Raw genomic sequence first — 22,448 nt, forward strand, 5'->3', positions numbered from 1 at the left:
TTTCAACTCCTCATAGTATACAAAAAGCTTAGCTCGTTACGGATGAATCGTTCTTAAACATTGTTACAACCAATTGCTTAATGTGCTCATCAGTTAACGAATAAAAAGCAAGCTTGCCATCTTTTCGATAGCTCGCAATATCTAAATTGCGTAATAGTCTTAGGTGATGAGAAGCAGTAGCAACCGTACATTCCACAATATTTGCCACGTCACATACGCATAGTTCATCACTTTGACAAAGAGCAAGTACAATTTTTAATCGTGTTTCATCAGCTAATGCCTTGAGTGTTTTTGTGACTGCTTGAATGCTTTCAGTATGAATCGATGGCTTAATTCGATTGACTTTTTCTTCGTTAAAACAATAAATATCACAGCGATCCTTTGCCATAGAAATCTCCCTTCATTCAAATAATCGTTTGAATATAGTATATTACAAAGATAATAAAACGTTCAAACAAATATTTGAATGTAAATAAGATAAGTACACAAAAAAGAGTTTGGGACATAACAAAATGATTGCTTCTAAAAGACGAACACTAGCTGTTCCCATCTCTTTAGTTTGTCTCAACCCGTTCGTTCCATTGCGCTACGGCCACTCGCTTTCCGCGGGGAGGAAGCTGAGCTTCCTCGCTGCGCTGCGGGATCTCAGTTTTCCCTCTTTTTCCCGCAGGAGTCGAGTGTCCTACGCTCCATTCCACCCTGTTTCCAACATTGTTTTCACAATCAACAAAAAACCTGAATGATTAAAAGTTATGAACTCTCAATCGTTCAGGTATAGTAAGGACTGAACTACTTATGTCTCAGTCTCTTTCACTCTTATCATTTTAGGTTCTTTTTAATGTACTTTACAATCTTGCGAAGCTCTGTTACTGCCGGGCGGCCAAATGGGCTGGTTTGCTGCTGTTGGTATAAAAGCTTGCCATTTTCGTCAACAAGGAAATAAGCAGGTTCACCGTGCGTTCCGTGATCTTCGTATGGAGAATCCTCACTATGATAGTATACGTCGAACGCTTTTAATGCTGTTAAATCCTTGTCTTGTAATATTGGGAACGCCAAATCATTTTTTTCTGCTAGTTCTTGCAAGCTTTCTTGTTGGTCGGTTGAAATTGCTAATAAATGCACGTTTTGTTCATCAAAGAAACCTTTATGCTCTTGAAAATCTTTTAATTCACTTTCACAAACTGGACACCATGCTCCGCGGAAAAATACGATTAAATGCCAGCTTTTATGTTCCTGTTGATGCTGATCAAACGAAAATGTTTCACCTGTAATTGTTGGTAGTGTGAAGGTAGGAATTGTATCTCCTAATTGAAACTTTGCCATTATGAATCTCTCCTTTAATACAAATTTGAGTAACTGCTTTGTAAGCTATATGTATAGTACCCGGAATCCTAAGATTGTAATCTTAAAAAATAGATATTCCTTTTTATAGAAAGAGATGAAACTTTAGTAAGGTTGAGTTAGGATATAAACGGAGGAATACATAGAATTCAAACTAATAGTGAAAGGAGAACCCACGATGTACATAACGTATCATACACCAGAAGAACAAGATTTAAGCGAGTTAATGGTCATTGAAAGACTGGGCTTCACTCCTGAAGAAGCGGCAACTGAAAGCGCAATGAAAGAAAGAATCCAAGTTATAGCTGATTCGTTTATCATTGCGAAAGATAAAGAAGGGAAAATTACTGGATACGTCGTAGGCCCAGTCATTCCTACACGTTATTTAACGGATGATTTGTTTGAAAAAACGAATCTAAATCCAAAGGAGGGAGGCTTCCAAAGCGTACTTAGCTTAGTTGTTCATCCTGATTATCGGGGGAAAGGGATAGCTCGTAAACTATTAAAAGAGTTAGAAGCTGTGTGCGTAAAGAAAAAAAGAGAAGGGGTTACGCTTACTTGTTTAGAAGCACTCGTTCCTTTTTATGAAGAAAACGGTTATCGTAATGAAGGGAAATCAAACTCAACACATGCAGGTGAGGTTTGGTTTAATCTCGTAAAAGAATTGTTATGAAAATAGAGCTGGTTGGAAGTTCAGGTCGTTTTCTAAACAAGTAGTTCAAACGTAGATAGCCTTGGTTTTTATAATCAAGGCTATTATCTTTGAAAAAGGAGCGTGACCTATTGAATTATCGTACATATCTTGCTCTCGCAATTCCACTAACGATTTCAACGATGACGACGCCTTTATTAGGAGCTGTCGATACGGCTGTGGTTGGGCGACTTTCAGACCCTGCGTATATTGGTGGTGTAGCAGTTGGAGCACTTATTTTTAATACATTATATTGGCTGTTTGGTTTTTTGCGCGTTAGCACATCTGCTTTTGCAGCACAAGCTAATGGAGCCAACAGTTCTGAGCAAGGAATCCTTGCGTTGTCCCGTCCATTTTTAATCGCTCTAGCGGTTGGACTTATTTTTATTCTGCTACAGGTACCGATTCAGCGTGCAGCTTTGGCAATTGTGTCTCCAGATGCAGCCGTAAGTCGATTCGCTGTTGAATATTTTACAATTCGCATATGGGGAGCACCCTTTACATTAATGAATTATGTGATTTTAGGCTGGCTGATGGGAATGGCTAAGATTAAGCAATCTCTCTCATTGCAAATTATAACGAACGTATTAAACATGACGCTTGCCATTCTATTCGTAGAGGTCTTTTCTTTTGGAGTAAAAGGCGTCGCAGCTTCTACATTAATAGCGGAAGTCACAGCATTTATTTTAGGATTATTCATTGTTTCTAAAGCATCTCCGTTTAAGTGGAAAACACCTTCAATAGGTGTTCTATTCGATACAGCATCCGTTAAAAAAATGTTTAACGTGAATAAAGATTTATTCATACGTACGATTTGCTTGTTAGTTGTTATTAACCTATTTACAGCTAAAGGAGCTTCGTTCGGCACAGAATTTTTAGCAGCTAACGCGGTGCTATTTCAAATTCACTATATTATGGCTTACTTCTTTGATGGCTTTGCGAATGCTTCAAGTATTCTTGTTGGAAAAGCAGTGGGGTCTCAGGATCGAAGTTTGTATATCCAAACTTTATCTCTATCGAGGAAGTGGGCCGTCATTGTAGCTTTTGTAATAGCCGGGGTATACGCAGCTTTCTTAGAACCAATCATTAAGCTTTTTACAACGTTACCTAGCGTTATTACGCTTGCTACTGAGTATGGAGTGTGGCTCATTTTATATCCGTTTGTAGCTTGTTTAGGGCTTGTCATGTACGGCGCATTCACCGGAGCAACCTATATTGCACCGATTCGAAACTCAATGCTTTATGCGATGCTTTTATACATCGTTGCACAGGTAGTAGCGACGCCGATATGGCATAATCACGGGCTTTGGCTAGCATTTATTTTATATACGGTTGGAAGGTCGGTATTTTTAGTTATGTATCTTCCTAGCTTAAATAGACGATTTTTAAGTCAACAGAACGCAGCTTAATAAATGTTTCAAAGGGTAGAAAATTGGAAAGAAATACGTGCATCAGTTATTCTGTAAATAGAATAACTGATAGGAGGCAATATAGATGATTACAGAACAGGATATAAAGCACCTTAAGCGCTGTGTGGAATTGGCTGAAAGCGCGCTTGAAGAAGGAAACCAGCCATTTGGTTCTATTCTAGTTTCAGAAGATGGCAATGTGCTTTTTGAAGACTATAACCGTATTTCAAGCGGTGACGATACGCAGCACCCTGAATTCTCAATCGCGCGCTATGCAGCCGAGCACTTATCAAAAGAAGAGCGAGCGCGTGCAATTGTTTATACATCAGGTGAACACTGTCCCATGTGCTCAGCTGCGCACGGTTGGGTTGGGTTAGGGAAAATTATCTATGCAAGTTCATCGAACCAGCTAGCCCAGTGGCTGCACGAGCTAAACGTTGCTCCGTCACCTGTGCGTAACCTATCGATTGAAGAAGTGGTGAAGGGTATTGAAGTAGAAGGACCTGTCCCTGAATTAGCTGAGGAAGTTCGGAAGTTGCATGTGAGGCTTCATAAGAAATAATGAGAGTAAACCTGCTGAAGATGATCAGCAGGTTTTTTATTGTATATGCTGTTTCAATTAATCTTAAATTTTCGTACAATAAAAAATAGTAAGATAAAAAAGGAGAAGGTTATGTTAAAACCTATTGGTAAACACATTTATTATTTAGATCATCAGCCTGATACGGACCGACCTTTGCTAGCAGCTGTTGTTGGGGAGAAGCACTGTCTAATGATTGATAGCGGTAATTCACCTGCTCATGCTGAACTGTTCCAAGTGGAGCTTCAAAACGTTACGGAAAAAAAGATTGATATTGTCGCGCTTACTCATTGGCACTGGGACCATACGTTTGGACTACAAGCTATTGATGCTGTAAGCGTTGCACATGATTTAACAAAAGCTAGATTAAAAGAATATCAGTCGTTTGCATGGGATAACGAGGCGCTAGATCAACGAGTGAGAGATGGAATTGAAATTGAATTTTGTCAGGAGATGATAAAAAAAGAGCTGCCTGACCGCTCTAATTTACATATTCAAACACCTGTTATTACATTTGATAAAAGCTTAGAAGTTGATTTAGGGGGCATAAGCTGCCGAATCGAGCATATTGGAGGCGACCATGCAGAAGACTCCTCAGTCATCTACATTCCAGAAGAAAAAATGGTGTTTTTAGGCGATTGTTTAAGCCCTGACTTTTATAGCGGAAGCTGGAGCTATGATTCTAGTAAGTTAGAAAAGGTTATCGAACAAGTACGCTCTTACAATGCAAACTGGTATGCAACATCTCATGATCATGTAGAAACAAAAGCTGAGCTCTTTAAATATCTCGACCAGCTACAGCAGCTATCCAAAATTGCTGAAGATTATCTGTCTGAACAAGAAATGCTTACTAAGTTTAAGGAAGAGGTACATAGAAGTCCTAATGAAGAAGAAAAAGAGCTACTGGACTATTTTCTACAAGGTAACCGAAAGAAGGAAAAGCAATGAAAGTATTAGAACTTAATCAACATGATTTGGAATTAATTGAAGCGGCTAAGCAAAAGATTACGGCACTGTATGAAGATGATAAGCATCATGTAGGAGCAGCTATTCGCTTAGCAACAGGTGAGATTATCTCTACTGTTCATATTGAAGCGTACATTGGCAGAGTGACCGTTTGTGCAGAGGCCATCGCTATTGGAAGTGCCGTTTCAAATGGGTATAAAAGCTTTGATACGATTGTAGCTGTAAGGCACCCTTATAGTGATGAAGAAGATCGAACCATTCGAGTGGTGAGCCCATGTGGAATGTGTCGCGAGCTTATTTCAGACTATGCACCAAACTGCTACGTGATATTGGAAGTAGACGGTAAATTAGTGAAAACGACAATTGGAGAGTTACTTCCTCTTAAGTATACAAGAAGATAAAAGAAGTAATGATTAATGCTCGGAAAGTCTGCTAAGGAAAAGTAGGCTTTTTTTAATGAAGAGGTTACTTTTTAGTGACTATATTACTTGGAAGTACGTACTTTTTTTATCTCTTTATACGCGTCATAATGAATACATATCTAATGAATGTGATTGTTTATAAAAGCTTATAAATGGTTAATTTACAGAATATAATCGTAAAAGGAGATGCAAACAATGAAAGAAATACTAAAAGGTAAGCTTGGATTCGGTACAGCTCCACTTGGGAACATGTACAGAAACATTCCAGAAGAAGAAGCCATAGCTACAGTAGATGCTGCATGGGAAAATGGAATTCGCTATTTTGATTCAGCACCTTTTTACGGAGCAGGATTAGCAGAAATTCTACTGGGAAAAGCACTATCACATCGAAATCGAGATGAGTATGTCTTAAGTACAAAAGTTGGACGAGTCATCTTAGACGAGTTAGAAGATCCTTCAGCTCGTGATTTTGGTGAAAAGGGTGGCCTGTTTGAATTTGGAAGGAAAAATAAAATTATTAACGACTATAGTGCAGATGCAACGCTCCGTTCCATTGAACAAAGTCTAGAACGTTTAAAGACTGATCGTATCGACTTTGTTTATATTCACGACGTAGCGCAAGATTTTTACGGAGACGAATGGCTAGCTCAATTTGAATCAGCAAGAACAGGGGCTTTTCGAGTGCTGACTCAGCTTCGTGAAGAAGGGGTTATTAAAGGTTGGGGGCTTGGTGTCAACCGTGTCGAGCCGATTGAAATAATGCTTGAATTAGAAGAAGCAAAACCAGACGTATCGCTTTTAGCTGGGCGCTACACGCTTTTAAACCACGAACGTGCACTAGAACGGGTAATGCCATCAGCAGTAAAACACAACATGGCTATTGTAGTAGGGGGGCCATATAGTTCCGGAGTTCTTGCAGGTGGCACACATTTTGAATACCAACCAGCATCACCGGAGATTATAGCCAAAGTTGAAAAGATGAAAGCAATTGCTGAGCGTCATCATATTACCATTAAGTCTGCTGCTTTACAGTTTGCACTTGCAAACCCTGCGGTGTCCGCTGTTATTCCAGGAGCTAGCCGCCCTGAACGTATCATCGAAGATAAAGAAGCACTAAATACAGTGATTCCAGGGGCTTTCTGGGAAGAAATGCGTAAAGAAAATCTTGTGGCACCACATGTACCACTACCGACTAACTAATTGAAAAAAACCTCATCTTTCTATTGTGTAGAGATGAGGTTTTTTTATTTGTTAAGGTGCTAATCACTCTAACATACTCCCAAAAGCATTTATATGATAAAATAATACAATTGAGCAACGCCATTTTAATGAATTAAAGATATAAGGTGATTAACTAAATGAAGGTAATTATTGCAGAAAAACCAGATCAAGGGCTAAAGCTAGCGTCGCCCTTTTCGTTTAAAAAGCGAGAAGGCTATGTCGAGATTGCTCGGAACCATTTGTTTCCAGAAGGAGCTTATTTAACGTGGGCAATTGGGCATTTATGTGAGCTTGTACCACCTGAAGAGTACGATCAAAAGTGGAAAAAATGGTCGCTTGATACGCTTCCGATTGTGCCCACGCAGTTTCAGCATCGCGTAACAAAGTCGAAGTGGAAGCAGTTTTCAATCATTAAAGATTTGCTACATAGACAAGAAGTCAATGAAGTTATTATTGCAGGAGATGCTGAGCGTGAAGGGGAGGCAATCATTCGAATCATTTTAACGCTTTGTAAAAATAGGAAGCCGATGAAACGCCTGTGGATTTCTTCGCTAACGCCAAAAGCAGTGGTAAACGGTTTTGAAAATCTGTTAGAAGAACAAGAAACAAGAGATATTTATTACGAAGCATTAAGCCGAGCATGTGCGGATTGGCTAATCGGAATGAATGCTTCTAGAGCATACACGCTGCTTCTTCAGAAAAAAGGAATCTCAGACGTTTTTTCAACTGGACGAGTGCAAACGCCAACGCTTGCTTTGATCGTTAAGCGTGAGCACGAAATTGAAAATTTTAAGTCTGAACCGTTTTGGGAAGTGCTGGCTACGTTTAACATGGACAACAAAATTTATCAGGGTAAGTGGCATAAAGACGGTGATTCTCGCTTAACTGATGAGCAGATGGCCCATAAAATTATGCAGTTTTGTAAAGGGAAAAATGCGGTTATTGATTCCATTGAAAAGGAGCGCAAAGAGTTTCAAGCACCGTTTTTATTCAACCTTTCCTCATTACAAGCAACAGCTAATAAAATGTTCAAATACTCACCGCAAAAAACGCTTGAAATTGCGCAAAAGCTTTATGTGAAAGGGATTATCTCTTATCCAAGATCTGATTCGAGCTATGTGACAAAAGAAGAAGCGGGAATGTTTCCAGATACGCTTGCAAAGATTAGTGAGCTTGGTGCATTTAAGGAATTTTTCCCTCTTCCTATTGAGTCCATTATGAATAATAAACGGTATGTAAACGAAAAGAAAGTAACGGATCACTATGCCATTATTCCGACAGAGCAGGTGACAGATCCAGCTAAAATGTCAGGGGAAGAATCCAACATTTATACGCTCATTGTCAAAAGATTAATTGCAGCACACTATAAGCAAGCCATTTTCGACTATACGACCATTCACACGCTCGTCGAAGGACGGGCAACGTTTATTTCAAAAGGAAAAGAGCAAATCCAAGAAGGCTGGCGCAAAGTGATTTATGGGAAGCAAAAAGAAAAAGACGCGGATGAGGATGAACAAGACCTGCCTTCACTAGAAGAAAAAGAAGAAGGAATTGTTCAGGATGTAAAGGTGAAAAACGGAAAAACACAACCTCCGAAGCGCTACACGGAAGGTCAGCTTATTACGCTAATGAAAACAGCTGGAAAGCATTTAGATGACAATGAGCTTGTGAAGGTGTTAACAAAAACGCAGGGTCTAGGAACAGAAGCCACACGTGCAGGAATTATTAGCGTTCTTCGCGATCGCAAGTATATCGAAGTGAAGAAGAATCAGGTGTTTGCCACGAATAAAGGAAAAGTACTAATTCAATCAATTGGACCAAGTATTCTTGCATCACCTGAAATGACGGCCAAGTGGGAGCAGCGTCTTCATGAAATTGGTCAAGGAAAAGCATCTTCTCAAGAGTTTATGGAACAAGCGAAGAAGCTTTCTCTTAAGTTAATTGAAGATGCAAAGGAACAAAGCAACCATTGGTCATTTGACGGATTTGATCTCAGTGAGTTCAAGCAAACAAGAGGTAAAAAAGGTGGAAAAGGTAAGACGACTGGAACAAAAGTAGGAAGCTGCAAAAAATGTGATGGTGACATCGTTGACAAAGGAACGTTTTATGGCTGTTCTAATTACCAAAGTAATCAGTGCAATTTTACATTTTCAAAAAAAATTCTTGGGAAAACGATCTCGCAAGCCAATGCGAAAAAGCTGTTAAAAGACGGGCAAACGAACCTCATAAAAGGCTTTAAAAAAGGAGACAAGATCTTTGACGCGAAGCTTGAGTTAAAAGGAGATAAGACTCAGTTTTTGTTTGAAAAATAAAGAGTAGCTACACAATCAGTCACTAGACTTGTTGTGTAGCTACTTTAATTAATATAAGATTTGAGATCCATTCTCATAGCCTTGCTCAACTGCAACCTTAACTGTTTCTGAAGTACATGTATGAGTTTTAACCTGCTAGTTTCTAGCTCCATTTTAAGTTCTCCTTTTTATGACGTTTATTCTAATCTTTCCATTACAATATAGCTCGAGCCTTTACTAAACACATACGTTTTACCGTTTTCTGTCTTGTAACCTATTATATTATCTAAAATGGTTGTACCGCTGTTCTTTTCATAAAGATTATAAGAGGTTGGAGGCCTTCCAATTATGTATTTATTATCAGCAAAACCTACGACATCATCTCTTCCTAAGCCAACAGCAGCACTAATAACGAGCAGAGTAGTACCAATTGCACCTAAGGTAAGAATAATCCCTAAAATAGATAAACCTACTACAACTACCGAGCTGATTAATTTCTTCATTCTTTAATCACCTTTAATATAGTTTGTTGTTATTTACTTAATTGTATAAAAAAGGTATATTGGTGTACAGCAATAAATTATTTATTTATAGATTGCTTCATTGGAAGCAGTACTACGAATCTACTTAAGTAGTTAGCTTAGCAAAACATGATTCTCAACAGATAAAACATGTATGGAAAGATGAATGAATTACTCAAAAAAGCCTGCATCCACACTAAGGATACAGGCTTTCATTACAATTGACGTGCCACAAATTGATCAATAATATGGACTGCTTCTTTAGCACCGCCACACTCTTGAAAACTTTGGTTAATGGTTTGAATACCTTTTTTATACTGCTCATTAGCAAGCACTTCGGTGACCGATTTTCTAAGAGTATCTGAATTAACGTGCTCTTTTTGCAATCTGTATCCAGCATCAAGTTCGGTTAAGCGCTGGGCAACCATCGGCTGGTCTTTATCATGGGGGATAACCACCATTGGAACGTTAAAATGAATGGCTTCGTTTACGCTGTTCATGCCTCCGTGCGTAATAAACACATCTGCGTGCTCAAGGACCTTGAGCTGAGGCACGTAAGCGGAAATGATAAAGTTTTCAGGTGCTTCTTTAATTTGATTCATGTCAGCTCGTTCACCTGCAGCGATGACAACTTTACCATCGAAGTTTGCAAAGGCATCAATGCACATGTTAAAAAAAGCTTCAGTTTGATCAAGTACGGTTCCCATTGAGATAAACAGAACTTGTTCGTTCTTTAACATGTCAATAGGGAAGTTATCTTTATCGGCACGTTTAGGAAAAGTCGGACCGATGAAGACCTTCGATTCATCAAATTGCTCATTGTTAGGCTGGAAATATGAGCTCGTAAACACAAATGTTAAATCAGCAGAATTGTTCATAAACTGCTGGATATTTTCTGGTTCAACGCCGTACTGTTTCTTCATTTTTTCAAGAAGGTGTAGCGCTTCTTCATTCGGTTTGAGGTGAGATAGAGGCATGTTTTTGTGAAATTCCTCTGGAAATAAAAAGGAGGCTGATGAGCACACGCCAGGAATTTGTAAGTAGTCTCTGACAAGCTGGCCAGCACCAAATTTTTCGTAAAATACAAGATCAAATGTAAATGTCTCAGATAACTTCTTTGTCACTTCTAACGTATCCATGGAGTTTTGAATATTCATGTTTAAAAAGGTATGTAACCCTTGTGTTGAATACGTATCAATTTGCAGTTTGCTTAATAAATCAGGCTGAAGGTGGACGGTTGCTCCTGCACCTTCTAAGCGTTCCTTGAATTTTTCAGCTGTAATATAGTGGACGCTATCACCTCTTTCTGTAAAAGCTTTTACAATACCAATAGTAGGATTGACATGTCCTTCTGCAGGGAAATTAACCATTAAAATGTTTGCCACTTAAACCACGGCTCCTTATCTATATACTTAAAATCTATTAGATGATGATTTTAAGCAAATGTAATAAGCTCCCCATTCATAAATAAATGGTAGGCAATGGAAACATTTTTATCATACTTTTTGAAAGGGTGCAATAAATATGGTTGTTATGGTAACGGTATCCAGTATAAATGATTTGTTTGGCATAGGAAAAACGAGTCAATAGTAATAGTTTAAGTGAAAGAAGTGGGTATAATAAAGAAAAAGTAAAGTTTAAGAAATTACAAACATTAAACTTGTATGATAATCCTATAAATGGTATATTTCTTTAGGCTGAGGACATTACTTATATACTGTTATGTACTTATAAAAAGATAGTAAGAGGGAGGAATTAACTATGAGTAACCAGCAGGCTGCACAAACTCCTAACGTAAAAGCTTTGCCGATTATTGCTTCGTTTCTAATCGCTGGGTTCATCGGACTATTCAGTGAAACAGCTTTAAATATGGCTCTTCGTGACTTAATTATTGGCTTTGGTATTCATGAGACAACAGCACAGTGGCTTACAACAGGATACTTATTAACGCTTGGTATTTTAGTACCAATTTCAGGCTTCATTCTTCAATGGTTTACAACAAGACAGCTATTTATTGCGTCGCTTATCTTTTCCATTATTGGAACGTTTATCGCGGCAATCGCACCAACATTTAGTGTATTAATGATTGCTCGCGTGGTGCAAGCCATTGGAACAGCTCTTCTTTTACCCCTAATGTTTAATACCATTTTGGTCATTATTCCGCCTCATAAACGCGGAAGAGCGATGGGGATTATCGGTCTTGTGATTATGTTTGCACCAGCGGTTGGTCCAACAGTATCAGGTCTGATTTTAAAAACACTTACGTGGCACTGGATTTTCTGGATTTCGCTGCCATTACTACTTGTGGCTTTGGTGTTTGGATCATTTTTTATGCAAAACATTACAACACCAACAAAGCCAAAAATTGATATCTTGTCCATTATTCTTTCAACAATTGGCTTTGGTGGCATTGTGTACGGCTTTAGCAGCGCTGGAGAAGGTGGTGGCTGGGGAAGTACCGAAGTAATTATTGCTCTTGTAGTTGGGATTTTAGGTTTGATAGTCTTTTCAATTCGTCAAGTGAAAATGAAAGAACCAATGCTTGATTTAACAGCATTTAAGTACCCAATGTTTGTTGTTGGGCTTCTCTTAATTTTAGTTTCGATGATGGTTATTTTGTCATCCATGATGATTTTACCGTTATACTTACAAACATCACTAGCTCTATCAACATTTGCAGCCGGATTAATGCTTCTTCCAGGAGGAATTGTGAACGGACTTCTTTCACCTGTAATGGGTGGGCTATTCGACCGTTTTGGCCCTAAGTGGTTAGTTATTCCTGGTCTTATTATTGTAGTAGCGACAATGTTTGGCTTTTCAACGATTTCACTTGAAACGTCAACAGCGCTTATTGTTGCTTTGCATATTGCCCTTATGATTGGCGTTTCCATGATTATGATGCCGGCTCAAACAAATGGTTTAAACGAGCTGCCACCAGAGCTTTATCCACACGGTACAGCAATTATGAATACGCTGCAGCAAGTAGCAGGTGCAGTAGGAACAGCGGTTGCAATTTCAATTTTATCGTCAGGTTCTAGAAGTTTTATGGAATCTGTATCAGACCCAACAGATCCATTAAATGCAGTGCTTGCGTTTACCAATGGTGTTCAAAACGCCTTTATCTTTGGTGCGATCGTCGCTGTTGTTGGCTTGATTATTTCGTTCTTTATTAAGCGAATTATTGTAGATAATCAAGAGCAAGCACATTAACATGATGAAAAGAGTAGTTCAAAATCGAACTGCTCTTTTTTATTTGTATAAAAGTAAAAAATAAATAAAATTCAAGTATATGTAAAGGAGCGGTTACATGTCCAAAAAATAATCAATATAATACTGCTGTTTTCCATATCAGCTTACTCACTACTACATCTAATTCTCCAAAAGAAAGTCCAGTGAACGAAACAGGTAAAGCTGAAGAAGAGATAAAAGTCACTACAATTGTTTCGAAAGAAGAAAAAGTCAAGAAAGAGTTAAAGGTTTAAAAATAGAAAACAAAATGAAATTAAGATCTTTTTATTATTTACAAGAAGGTTTGAAAGAGGCAAGAACAAGAGAATTTAGATAAGAAATGAAAAGGAAGCTGGGTTTAATGGCCTAGCTTCCTTTATTTGTGAAAAGAAAATGAAGTTTTATACACTGTTGACACTATTTAGAAACCGAGTTATAATCCTTGTTATTGAAAATAGTAATCATTCCTATTTTCTTGTAAGTATAAAAATAATACAGAGGTAGACGTGATGAACCAAGAGGTAGAGTTTATTAAATTAAGTCCTACACAAAACATGACAATCTTAGTTAAGAGTCACCATTTCAACGGAGACTATCAACAAATAGCTCTAAGAATGATGGCGTACGATCATGTGTATGCTGAGCAAGTAGGGTTTATTAAAGAACCCAAAGATGTAAATGCAGATGGGCATCTTCAAATGGCTGGAAATGAATTTTGTGGAAATGCTTGTATGTCTTTAGCCGCATTTATTGCCCATCAAAAAGGCATTGAGGAAAATGGGATATCACATTTATCAATTGAAGCTTCAGGAGCTGAGGAGTTGATTGCCTGTCAGGTGCGAAAAGTAGAAGGTGACTATAAATGTCGCATTGCGATGCCGCTACCCAAGCGGATTGAACCTAGAGTTATAGAGTATGAGAATACATATGTTCATGCTTACTCAGTTGAGTACGAGGATTTTCTACACATTGTGCTTGAAGTAGACCAAGTTAATGAGGAGGTGAAAACAGCAGCAGAGGCGCTTGCTCGCTCTCTAGAAAGAAGCTTCCCTGAAACCACGCTAATTGGGGTGTTGCTATACGAAAAAGTCCGATCCTACCTAGCCCCGCTTATCTATATTCCTAAGCTAAACAGCATGGTATGGGAAAGGGGGTGTGGCTCTGGAACAGCTTCAATAGGCGCGTATCTTGCATTTTTATCAAAACAAAAGATTAGTGCAGAGATTAAGCAGCCTGGCGGTGGTATTCGTGTATTCGGAGAGTATGAAAATGGATTTGTGAGGCATTTGCAAATTGAAGGAACGGTTCGCATTGTTGCTCAAGGAAAGGCATTCGTTACTGTATAAAACGTAAGATTGGAGATGATTGTGTGAAGGAACTATTGAAGTTTAAACATCAGCTGCTGGACTTTTCAGGGAAGTTTAATTATTGGGCTTCACAATACAACGGTACCGCTCAGCATTGTGAAGAGCTAGAGAAATTAATTAACGAATATACAGCATTTATTATTGATGAATCCAACAGAGAGAAGTGGTCCTTACTTCAGATAGAAGACATGAATGCAGAACTACTTGTAGAATTACAGCAAATTTCGACTCGTTGCGTAGCGATTATGGAAAAGTATCGCGCTCTTCAATTGCTTGGTGGACAATCGAGTATTACTGATTATTTTAAAAATATCGAGTCTTGTATTGAAGAAGAGTTTGGTAATTTCCAAGTAAAACCCACTTCCAAAGTTCTTTTAGTTGGTTCTGGGGCTTTTCCGATGACGCCACTATTAATTGCTAAAAAAACAGGTGCAGAGGTTATTGGTATTGATATTGACGACGAAGCCATCGAGCTAGGTGGAAAAGTATTACGCATACTAGGGGATGGGCTGAATGTGCGAGTTCAAAATAGTCAGCTAGACCAGCTAGAGTGCTTAAAAGACATTACCCACGTTATTTTCAGCTCTACTGTGAAAGAAAAGTACGATTTATTAGATCAGCTACATGATCTAACGAGAGATGAAATAACGATTGCTATGAGATACGGTAACGATCTAAAATCATTGTTTAACTATCCGCTTAAGGAAGTTAATAACGAAAAATGGATGCTTGTTGAACAGGTGCTGCGTCCGAATCAGGTTTTTGATATCGCGCTTTATCAAAAACAAAGGAAGGGTGAAGCAGTTGAAGTCGTTTAAGAATGTTTTATTGTTAGGAACGGGACCAACCGCTTTACAGCTAGGATTAAACTTTAAGAAAGCTTTAAGCAGTAGGGTTGGGTTTGCAGGAAGGACTTCTGTGCGCTCAGAAAAATTTTTTGCTTCCTTAGCTGAACACGGTCATCTTGTTCAGGTAGCTGTTCAAAATCGAAAGCATGAAAAGATGCAGGGGCAATTTATAGTTGATGATGTATTTTTTCAGTATGAAGAAGTGGTTGGAACATGGGATACGCTTATTTTAGCAGTCACAACTGATGCATACCTAGACGTGTTAACAGCTCTTCATAAAAATACGTTAAAAGATGTGAAGACCGTTATATTAATATCACCGACTCTCGGCTCAAATTACCTTGTACATCACTATATGAAACAGTTTAACGCTCAGGTTGAGGTCATTAGTTTATCTACATACTTTGGAGACACGCGTTGGGTAAGCTCTTATCCTTCAAATCAAGTGTTAACAACAGCTGTAAAAAAGAAAGTTTATCTTGGCTCCACCAACTCTTCGTCTGAGGCGGTTGAAAAGCTGGTTAATTTGTACAAACGTTTGAATTTAACAATTGAAGTAATGAAAACACCTATTGAAGCAGAGACGCGAAATATTTCTCTATACGTGCATCCTCCTTTATTTATGAATGAAGTTTCACTCAGTTATATTTTTAAAAAGGAAAAGCATCAGAAGTACGTATATAAAATGTATCCAGAAGGCCCCATTACGCCTTCATTAATTAAGAATATGCTCAATCAATGGAAAGAAATCATGAGCATTATTTCAAAGCTTAACGTTAAGCAAATGAATTTACTGAAGTTTATGACGGAAGATAATTATCCTGTTCGAAGAGAAAGTTTGTCTTTAGACAATATTGAAAGATTCAGTGAGTTAGATAGTATTCATCAGGAATACTTGTTGTACGTACGCTATGCGTCTTTACTCGTGGATCCATTCTCAGAACCAGACGAACACGGGCGCTACTTCGATTTTTCAGCAGTTCCACTTCGCACGGTGTTTATGAATAAAGAACAAAAATTTGATATTCCACGAATGCCTAAAGAAGATTATTACCGTTTGAAAATGATTCAAGCAATTGCTAGGTACGTAGAGTGCGATTGTCCAACCATTGATCAGTTTTTAAAAGCGTATAAAGAGAAAGTAAAAGCATTCTCAAAAGCTTATGAAGATATAAAGCTTTCAAGCGCGTTTTCGAACTTAGCATTTGAAAACGATATAAAAATGATTTACCAAGAGCTTGATAAACAAATAGTGAAACAATAGAAATACTAAAATAATGGGGGAACAAACATGAAAAAAAGAAAATCATTTACACTAGCGGTTCTTGCGTGTGCAGCTTTACTTGTTACAAGTGCATGCAATGATAAAGAAAAAGCTAGTACAAATGCAATAAATAAAAATGAAATTATCTATGCAACGTCCAAAGATATTAACGATATGAATCCACATCTTTATCCAGGGGCAATGTCAGCACAAGGAATGGTGTATGAATCACTTGTCGAAAATACGGAAGAAGGAATTAAGCCTCTTCTTGCAGAGTCTTGGAAGGTTTCAGAAGACGGGAAAACCTATACATTCAAGCTTAGAGAAGACGTGAAGTTCCATGATGGAGCGCCCTTTAATGCTGAAGCAGTTAAGAAAAATATTGATGCAGTGCAGCAAAACGCAGAAACGCACTCATGGATTAAGCTATCTACTAAAATTGTAAGCTGCAACGTGATAAATGACTATACGGTTGAACTTGTCTTATCAGAACCATATTATCCAACGTTAGTTGAATTGTCTATGACACGACCTTATGTTTTTATCTCACCGAATGATTTTAAGAGCGGTGGCACAAAAGATGGTGTAGGTGGTTATCATGGAACGGGTCCTTACGTCCTGAAAGACCATAAGGTTGACAAATACGCAACGTTTGAAAGAAATGAAAGCTACTGGAATGGAAAGACGGAAGTTAAGACGATTACTGCTAAAGTTCTTCCAGAAGGGGACACGACGTTTTTAGCATTGCAAAAAGGTGAAGTGAACTTTGTCTTTACGGATGATCGAGGGGCAGACAGCATTGATGTAGAAGCAATGAAACAGCTTGTTGATACAGGTGATTATCAGCTTGTTAGAAGTAAGCAAATGAATACAAAAATGATTGTAGCTAACAGCAGTAAGTCAGCTAGTCCAGTAAGTGAAACAGCGGTTCGTGAAGCAATTTGGTATGCGATTGACCGTAAAACTATTAGCGAAACTATTTTTGAGGGTACAGAAACCCCAGCCAATACTTTATTTTCTAAAAACGTAAATTATGCTGATGTAGACCTTAAGAAGCGTGGCTACGATGTGAAAAAAGCCGAAGCACTTTTAAATAAAGCAGGTTGGAAAGAAGATAAACAAACCGGCATTCGAATAAAAGACAATCAGCCGCTTTCAATGACGCTTTATTATGACAGCAACTCTGCGTCTCAAAAAACGCAGGCTGAGTTTATTCAAAATGCACTTAAAGAAATTGGAGTAGAAATTAAGCTGACGGGAGAAGAGTCAACGTCAATAGCAAACCGAAGAGCAGCAGGAGACTATGACTTACTATTTAACCAAACGTGGGGATTAGCTTATGACCCTCAAAGTACTATTGCTGCGTTTACTTCAGATGCTTCGTATTTGCATACGACAAAGGGAATTGCTCATGCCGATGAGCTATACAAAAAAATTGAACAAGTAATGACGTCAAATACTGAAGATGAGCGGAAGAAGCTATACGCTGATATTTTAACTATTGTGCATGATGAAGCGGTGTTTATTCCAATTACAAACGGAAACGTAACCGTAGTAGCTCCAGAAAATTTAAAAGGAATTTCGTTTAAACAAACTCAGTATGAACTGCCGTTTGAACAGATGAAGTTTGAAAAGTAAAAAGGGGAGATTTTCCCCTTTTTTAGTGGTTGAAAATAGAGAAAGGAAGATAAAGCATGGGTGTATATGTTGTAAAAAGACTGCTGTTAATAATTCCGCTGCTGTTTATTATTTCGTTTCTAACATTTGTACTAATCAATTTATCTCCCGAAGATCCTGCTAAATTGGTTTTGCAAGCACAAGATGTTCCAGTGATTACTGATGAGCTTATCGCTCAAACAAGGCAAGAGCTAGGGCTTAATAATCCTTTTATCGTTCAATACATAAACTGGCTCGCTTCGTGTCTTCAATTGGATTTCGGGGATTCTTATGTTAAGCATGAAACCGTTTGGATGCTGTTAGGACCGGCTTTCTTTAATACTTTAAAATTAACGCTCGTTTCATCAATGGTCATTATCGTTTCTTCCATCATGTTGGGTACTGTTTGTGCGCTAACAGAAGGCAGGTTGCTGGATCGTTTTATTAGAGGGACATTCTTTTTCTTATCAGCACTTCCAGCATATCTAATCGGGATAGTAATGATTTGGTATTTTTCCGTTACGCTTGATTTGTTTCCAACGAGCGGACTTGAATCGTACCAAAGCTATATTTTGCCTGTTTCGGTAATTGCCTTTACTCATATCGGATTATACTTTCGCACTGTGCGTAGCGCTATGCTCGCAAACCTAAACGAAGATTATGTTTTGTACGCTAGAGCTTCGGGGTTATCTGAGAAAAAAATCATAGCCACTGTCTTAAAGAACTCTCTTCAAGTATCCATTTCAATTTTTTGTATGTCCATTCCGCTTATCTTAGGTGGGACGGTTGTTATTGAAAATGTGTTTGCATGGCCAGGGCTAGGTAGTTTAAGCATCAAGTCCATTTTAAGCAGGGACTTTCCTGTTATTCAAGCATACGTACTCATTATCGCGGTGGCTTTTGTTGTGTTTAATACAATCTCAGACATTGTTAACACAGCGTTAAACCCGAAGCTAAGGATTGGTGAATAGGATGCAACTATTAAAAGGCTTGGCAAAAGATAAGCTCGGACTCGCTTCACTTGTGATTATCGTCCTAACGTTGATTGTGGGGGTTTTTGCACCGGTCGTTGCGCCAAATGATCCCGTTAAAGTGAATATGGCTTTACGATATGCTGCCCCTTCATTTGAATATTGGCTAGGTAATGATCACTTAGGGAGGTGCGTATTGTCCAGGCTTATTTATGGTATTCGTCCTAGCATTATTTATGTGTTAATTGCATTATCATTATCGGTTGTACTCGGGGGACTACTAGGGTTCATCGCGGGATATTTTAAAGGTGTTATCGACTCTATTATTATGAGAATTTGTGATATTATGCTTTCTTTTCCTGTGTACGTCATCACGCTTGCCATTGTAGGTATTTTAGGCGTTGGCTTAGAAAATATCTTACTTGCGTTTATTTTAATGAAGTGGGCTTGGTTTGCACGCGTAATCCGAGTTTCCGTGATGCAGTATAGTGATTTGGAATACGTAAAGTTTGCGCGAGCGTCCGGGCTCAATCATTTCACCATTATTTATCGCCATATGCTTCCAGTCACCTTTGCTGATATTGCGGTCATTTCAAGTAGCTCAATTAGTTCTACTATTTTGCAAATTTCAGGCCTTTCGTTTCTTGGTTTAGGAATTCAAGCTCCTAATCCAGAATGGGGCATGATGCTAAATGAAGCTAGAGACGATATTTTTACAAAGCCAGAATTATTACTGCCACCGAGTCTAGCTATTATTACAATTGTTCTAGCATTTAATTTTTTAGCGGATGCGCTTCAAGTTGCGTTAAACCCAAAGCTTACTAGCTCAAAAGCTAGAATGCAAGGGGAAGCGAAAATCGTGAAATCACTGTTACATGAAAAGGAGGTTGCAAAATAGAACAATGAGTCTATTAATAGTAGAAACACTACAAGTAATTGATAATCAAACAAATACGCCCATCATTCATAATAGCTCATTTCAAGTCAATGAAGGCGAATGCCTAGCCTTAGTGGGAGAGAGCGGTAGTGGCAAATCAATGACGTGTAAGTCGATCATGCGTTTGCATAAAAAAGGAATTAGCCAGTCTGGTCGCGTGTTATTAAAGGGCGAAGATTTACTTCAGCTTTCTGAAAAACAAATGAGAAGTAAAAGAGGGAAAGAGCTCTGCATGGTCATGCAAAATGGCATGAGTGCTTTCAATCCGTCTAATCCTGTCGGACGACATTTAGTGGCTACTCTCAAGCAGCATACGGATTGGAGCTACCAGCATCTGGAGAGTAAGCTTATCGATGGGATGAAGCGTGTGCGCCTACAAAATCCAATAGATGTCATGAACAAATATCCACATGAACTTTCAGGGGGAATGCTTCAGCGATTGATGATTGCTCTAGCTTTACTGCTAGAACCAGATGTCTTAATTGCAGACGAGCCAACCACCGCATTAGATACCATTTCACAGTTTGATGTGATCGAACAATTAATGAATTTAAGAGAAAATATCGGTTCAGCCATGATTTTTATTTCACACGATCTAGGAATCGTTAAGAAATTGGCGGATCAGATACTTGTGATGAAGGACGGGGATATCGTGGAAAGAGGAGCAGTACAAGATGTTTTTCTACAACCTCAACATTCATATACAGAATATCTTATTTCAACAAAGCGTACGCTTAGTGAACATTTTCAGAAAATGGTAGGAGGAGCTGTCGATGCTTAACGTATGCGAAGTTGAAAAGTCATATCCATCTGGAGGACTCTTGCCCAAAGAGAAAAAACAAATCATTAAAAGGGTTAGCTTTGAATGCGCGGCAGGAGAATGCTTAGGTATTATTGGTGAAAGCGGTAGCGGTAAGTCAACGCTGGGACGTTTAATTCTAGGTATTGAACGCCCGGATAAAGGAGAGGTTTTACTCGATGGCGTAAGTACCGAAAACGTACAAGCACGCGTAGGAAAAATGAGTGCAGTGTTTCAAAACTATGCATCTTCCATAAATCCTTTCTTTACTGTTAAAAAAACCATTATGGAGTCTCTTCGAATCGTAAAAATACAAAAAGCAGATCAAGAGAAAGAAATAGAAAAATTACTACATCAAGTAGGGCTTCCTGCGTTTTATAAACATAAATATCCACACGAATTGTCAGGTGGAGAAGCACAAAGAGTTTGTATTGCAAGAGCCATTGCAACGAAACCAAAGTATCTCTTACTCGATGAAGCCGTCAGCTCATTAGACATATCTGTCCAGCTTCAAATTTTAACCTTATTAAAGGAATTAAGAAGCGCTTATGACATGAGCTATATCTTTATTACGCATGATTTGCAGGCTGCAACGTACCTTTGCGACCGGCTTATGATTTTTAAAGAAGGACAAGTAGAAGAGGTAGTGTCAGTCAACAATTTAAAAAACGTGAAGTCATCATATGCTAAGGCGCTGTTGAACAAAACCATTAGCTTATAGGAGGGAAAAACAGTGAAAGGAGCACTATCCTGGCCCTTTTTACGTTTATACGCATTAGTGCTTCTCTATTTTAGTGCCAATGCTATACTAAACGTAGTTATTCCGTTAAAAGGAGACAGCTTAGGGGCAACGAATACAACAATCGGTATCATTATGGGTGCCTACTTATTTACGACAATGTTTTTCAGACCGTGGGCAGGTTATATTATTCACAAATACGGTCCTGTTAAGGTGCTGCGCGTTATTTTACTTATTAATGCCGCAGCGCTAATTTTATATACGTTTACAGGTTTAGGCGGTTATTTTACCGCTCGTATCCTTCAAGGCGTTTGTACTGCTTTCTTCTCAATGTCACTGCAAATTGCCATTATCGATGCACTACCCGAAGAAAATCGCTCACAAGGGATTTCTCTTTACTCTTTATGCTCGTATATTCCGGGGATTATTGGTCCTTTGTTAGCTATCGGTATTTGGCAGGCGGAAGATGCGAGTTATTTTACGGTTGTGATGATTGCTATTGCGATTTTGACAGGTTTAGTAGGGTATGGCTCCACTATGAACACGCATAACGAAGTCAAAAAAACAGCTCCTCCTCTTGGGATGAAAGAGTCGTTCAGTCAGCTTTTTAAAAATCCTTACTTATTTAAATGTAGCGTAATCATGCTCGTATCCTCCATGGTGTTTGGAGCAGTCACAACCTTTATTCCTCTCTATGCAGAGCAGTTGGAAAATAGTCACGCCGGAATATATTTAATGATTCAAGCAGCTACTGTTGTTGCAGCGCGCTTCACGCTAATGAAAAAAATCCCTTCAGACGGCAAGTGGCACTCGCTCTATATGATAGGTACACTTTTAACGCTGACACTAGCAGCTCAGTCAATTAGCTTTGCTATTGTTGGAGGAGCTTTTTTCTTTTATGGTGCAGCCGTTTTAATGGGAATAGCTCAAGCAATTATTTATCCTACCTTAACCACCTATTTAAGTTTTGTATTGCCAGCTACTAATCGAAACGTTCTTCTTGGGTTATTTATCGCTACAGCAGATTTAGGTGTTTCATTGGGCAGTGTGGTTATGGGACCCGTTGCGGATGCTTTATCCTATCCGGTCATGTACACGGTTTGTGCAGGATTAGGTGCTTTAATGATTCTATTTTCTTATGACAAGCGTAACCAATTTGTTAATTAAATAAGCTTATTCCATAGAGTGTGATATGTT

General features: G+C 38.5%; 21 protein-coding genes. 17 read left to right on the forward strand and 4 right to left on the reverse strand.

Features of this window, described 5'->3' with window-relative positions; all coding sequences use genetic code 11:
- Window positions 1–28 precede the first annotated feature (28 nt).
- Complete coding sequence (locus tag LZP85_RS06250) at window positions 29–388, reverse strand: ArsR/SmtB family transcription factor (protein ID WP_025907656.1); 360 nt, start codon at window positions 386–388, stop codon at window positions 29–31.
- A gap of 431 nt (window positions 389–819) precedes the next feature.
- Window positions 820–1,323 (reverse strand): peroxiredoxin family protein, encoded by a 504-nt coding sequence (locus tag LZP85_RS06255; RefSeq protein ID WP_061785752.1) that lies wholly within the window; start codon window positions 1,321–1,323, stop codon window positions 820–822.
- Window positions 1,324–1,519: 196 nt separating this feature from the next.
- On the opposite strand from LZP85_RS06255, the gene LZP85_RS06260 reads away from it, so the two are divergent.
- The 7 genes from LZP85_RS06260 to LZP85_RS06290 all read left to right on the forward strand — a co-directional run bounded on the left by LZP85_RS06260 (window position 1,520) and on the right by LZP85_RS06290 (window position 8,942).
- On the forward strand, window positions 1,520–2,014 hold the full coding sequence (locus tag LZP85_RS06260) for a GNAT family N-acetyltransferase (protein ID WP_061785753.1): 495 nt from the start codon (window positions 1,520–1,522) through the stop codon (window positions 2,012–2,014).
- A 110-nt stretch (window positions 2,015–2,124) separates the two neighbouring features.
- The gene (locus tag LZP85_RS06265) at window positions 2,125–3,441 is read left to right on the forward strand and encodes an MATE family efflux transporter (protein ID WP_119543900.1); all 1,317 of its coding nucleotides are present in this window, start codon (window positions 2,125–2,127) and stop codon (window positions 3,439–3,441) included.
- 85 nt (window positions 3,442–3,526) lie between these two features.
- On the forward strand, window positions 3,527–4,003 hold the full coding sequence (locus LZP85_RS06270) for a nucleoside deaminase (protein ID WP_061785755.1): 477 nt from the start codon (window positions 3,527–3,529) through the stop codon (window positions 4,001–4,003).
- A gap of 111 nt (window positions 4,004–4,114) precedes the next feature.
- Entirely contained in the window at window positions 4,115–4,969 is an 855-nt protein-coding gene (locus tag LZP85_RS06275; RefSeq protein ID WP_062686828.1) for an MBL fold metallo-hydrolase, read from the forward strand.
- The gene (locus tag LZP85_RS06280; RefSeq protein ID WP_025907665.1) at window positions 4,966–5,388 is read left to right on the forward strand and encodes a cytidine deaminase; all 423 of its coding nucleotides are present in this window, start codon (window positions 4,966–4,968) and stop codon (window positions 5,386–5,388) included. The genes LZP85_RS06275 and LZP85_RS06280 overlap by 4 nt, the downstream gene beginning before the upstream one ends.
- A 216-nt stretch (window positions 5,389–5,604) precedes the next feature.
- Window positions 5,605–6,609: an aldo/keto reductase gene (locus LZP85_RS06285; protein ID WP_234562087.1), complete on the forward strand. Its 1,005-nt coding sequence runs from the start codon at window positions 5,605–5,607 to the stop codon at window positions 6,607–6,609.
- 158 nt (window positions 6,610–6,767) lie between these two features.
- Window positions 6,768–8,942 carry a DNA topoisomerase III gene (locus LZP85_RS06290; protein WP_226639457.1) on the forward strand — a complete coding sequence of 725 codons (2,175 nt, stop codon included), beginning with the start codon at window positions 6,768–6,770 and terminating at the stop codon, window positions 8,940–8,942.
- A 176-nt stretch (window positions 8,943–9,118) separates the two neighbouring features.
- Here LZP85_RS06290 and LZP85_RS06295 read toward each other — a convergent pair whose 3' ends face one another.
- Together LZP85_RS06295 and LZP85_RS06300 are read right to left on the reverse strand one after the other, a co-directional pair.
- Window positions 9,119–9,424, reverse strand: a complete 306-nt coding sequence (locus LZP85_RS06295) for a hypothetical protein (protein WP_226639459.1) — start codon at window positions 9,422–9,424, stop codon at window positions 9,119–9,121.
- Window positions 9,425–9,657: 233 nt separating this feature from the next.
- Entirely contained in the window at window positions 9,658–10,827 is a 1,170-nt protein-coding gene (locus LZP85_RS06300) for a macrolide family glycosyltransferase (protein WP_226639461.1), read from the reverse strand.
- Window positions 10,828–11,203: 376 nt separating this feature from the next.
- Here LZP85_RS06300 and LZP85_RS06305 point away from each other — a divergent pair, with 376 nt between their 5' ends.
- From LZP85_RS06305 to cntE, 10 genes are all read left to right on the forward strand, one after another.
- The gene (locus tag LZP85_RS06305; RefSeq protein WP_226639463.1) at window positions 11,204–12,652 is read left to right on the forward strand and encodes a DHA2 family efflux MFS transporter permease subunit; all 1,449 of its coding nucleotides are present in this window, start codon (window positions 11,204–11,206) and stop codon (window positions 12,650–12,652) included.
- Window positions 12,653–13,179: 527 nt separating this feature from the next.
- Window positions 13,180–14,016 carry a histidine racemase CntK family protein gene (locus LZP85_RS06310; protein ID WP_226639465.1) on the forward strand — a complete coding sequence of 279 codons (837 nt, stop codon included), beginning with the start codon at window positions 13,180–13,182 and terminating at the stop codon, window positions 14,014–14,016.
- A gap of 23 nt (window positions 14,017–14,039) precedes the next feature.
- Window positions 14,040–14,855 (forward strand): SAM-dependent methyltransferase, encoded by an 816-nt coding sequence (locus LZP85_RS06315; RefSeq protein ID WP_206782983.1) that lies wholly within the window; start codon window positions 14,040–14,042, stop codon window positions 14,853–14,855.
- A complete protein-coding gene (locus LZP85_RS06320; protein WP_206782984.1) occupies window positions 14,842–16,149 on the forward strand; it encodes an opine metallophore biosynthesis dehydrogenase in 1,308 nt (435 codons plus the stop codon). The genes LZP85_RS06315 and LZP85_RS06320 overlap by 14 nt, the downstream gene beginning before the upstream one ends.
- A gap of 27 nt (window positions 16,150–16,176) precedes the next feature.
- Window positions 16,177–17,787: a staphylopine-dependent metal ABC transporter substrate-binding lipoprotein gene (gene cntA, locus LZP85_RS06325; protein WP_206833739.1), complete on the forward strand. Its 1,611-nt coding sequence runs from the start codon at window positions 16,177–16,179 to the stop codon at window positions 17,785–17,787.
- Window positions 17,788–17,843: 56 nt separating this feature from the next.
- Window positions 17,844–18,776: a nickel/cobalt ABC transporter permease gene (opp1B, locus tag LZP85_RS06330; protein ID WP_206782986.1), complete on the forward strand. Its 933-nt coding sequence runs from the start codon at window positions 17,844–17,846 to the stop codon at window positions 18,774–18,776.
- A gap of 1 nt (window position 18,777) precedes the next feature.
- On the forward strand, window positions 18,778–19,674 hold the full coding sequence (gene cntC, locus LZP85_RS06335; RefSeq protein WP_206782987.1) for a staphylopine uptake ABC transporter permease subunit CntC: 897 nt from the start codon (window positions 18,778–18,780) through the stop codon (window positions 19,672–19,674).
- Window positions 19,664–20,494, forward strand: a complete 831-nt coding sequence (gene cntD, locus LZP85_RS06340) for a staphylopine uptake ABC transporter ATP-binding protein CntD (protein ID WP_318246979.1) — start codon at window positions 19,664–19,666, stop codon at window positions 20,492–20,494. Before cntC ends, cntD begins: the two co-directional genes overlap by 11 nt.
- Window positions 20,487–21,233 carry an ABC transporter ATP-binding protein gene (locus tag LZP85_RS06345; RefSeq protein WP_206782989.1) on the forward strand — a complete coding sequence of 249 codons (747 nt, stop codon included), beginning with the start codon at window positions 20,487–20,489 and terminating at the stop codon, window positions 21,231–21,233. Before cntD ends, LZP85_RS06345 begins: the two co-directional genes overlap by 8 nt.
- A gap of 12 nt (window positions 21,234–21,245) precedes the next feature.
- Window positions 21,246–22,418 (forward strand): staphylopine family metallophore export MFS transporter CntE, encoded by a 1,173-nt coding sequence (gene cntE, locus LZP85_RS06350; protein WP_206782990.1) that lies wholly within the window; start codon window positions 21,246–21,248, stop codon window positions 22,416–22,418.
- Window positions 22,419–22,448 lie beyond the last annotated feature (30 nt).

It is taken from the genome of Priestia flexa (assembly GCF_021441905.1).
Taxonomy (GTDB): Bacteria; Bacillota; Bacilli; order Bacillales; family Bacillaceae_H; genus Priestia; species Priestia flexa.

What these genes read in the sequence shown, in the direction of transcription:
- LZP85_RS06305 (WP_226639463.1), top strand. Translation starts at nt 11,204, where the DNA reads ATGAGTAACCAGCAGGCTGCACAAACTCCTAACGTAAAAGCTTTGCCG.
- LZP85_RS06250 (WP_025907656.1), bottom strand. Translation starts at nt 388, where the DNA reads ATGGCAAAGGATCGCTGTGATATTTATTGTTTTAACGAAGAAAAAGTC.
- LZP85_RS06310 (WP_226639465.1), top strand. Translation starts at nt 13,180, where the DNA reads ATGAACCAAGAGGTAGAGTTTATTAAATTAAGTCCTACACAAAACATG.
- cntC (WP_206782987.1), top strand. Translation starts at nt 18,778, where the DNA reads ATGCAACTATTAAAAGGCTTGGCAAAAGATAAGCTCGGACTCGCTTCA.
- LZP85_RS06285 (WP_234562087.1), top strand. Translation starts at nt 5,605, where the DNA reads ATGAAAGAAATACTAAAAGGTAAGCTTGGATTCGGTACAGCTCCACTT.
- LZP85_RS06270 (WP_061785755.1), top strand. Translation starts at nt 3,527, where the DNA reads ATGATTACAGAACAGGATATAAAGCACCTTAAGCGCTGTGTGGAATTG.
- LZP85_RS06295 (WP_226639459.1), bottom strand. Translation starts at nt 9,424, where the DNA reads ATGAAGAAATTAATCAGCTCGGTAGTTGTAGTAGGTTTATCTATTTTA.
- LZP85_RS06255 (WP_061785752.1), bottom strand. Translation starts at nt 1,323, where the DNA reads ATGGCAAAGTTTCAATTAGGAGATACAATTCCTACCTTCACACTACCA.
- LZP85_RS06260 (WP_061785753.1), top strand. Translation starts at nt 1,520, where the DNA reads ATGTACATAACGTATCATACACCAGAAGAACAAGATTTAAGCGAGTTA.
- LZP85_RS06275 (WP_062686828.1), top strand. Translation starts at nt 4,115, where the DNA reads ATGTTAAAACCTATTGGTAAACACATTTATTATTTAGATCATCAGCCT.
- LZP85_RS06280 (WP_025907665.1), top strand. Translation starts at nt 4,966, where the DNA reads ATGAAAGTATTAGAACTTAATCAACATGATTTGGAATTAATTGAAGCG.
- opp1B (WP_206782986.1), top strand. Translation starts at nt 17,844, where the DNA reads ATGGGTGTATATGTTGTAAAAAGACTGCTGTTAATAATTCCGCTGCTG.
- LZP85_RS06345 (WP_206782989.1), top strand. Translation starts at nt 20,487, where the DNA reads ATGCTTAACGTATGCGAAGTTGAAAAGTCATATCCATCTGGAGGACTC.
- cntA (WP_206833739.1), top strand. Translation starts at nt 16,177, where the DNA reads ATGAAAAAAAGAAAATCATTTACACTAGCGGTTCTTGCGTGTGCAGCT.
- LZP85_RS06290 (WP_226639457.1), top strand. Translation starts at nt 6,768, where the DNA reads ATGAAGGTAATTATTGCAGAAAAACCAGATCAAGGGCTAAAGCTAGCG.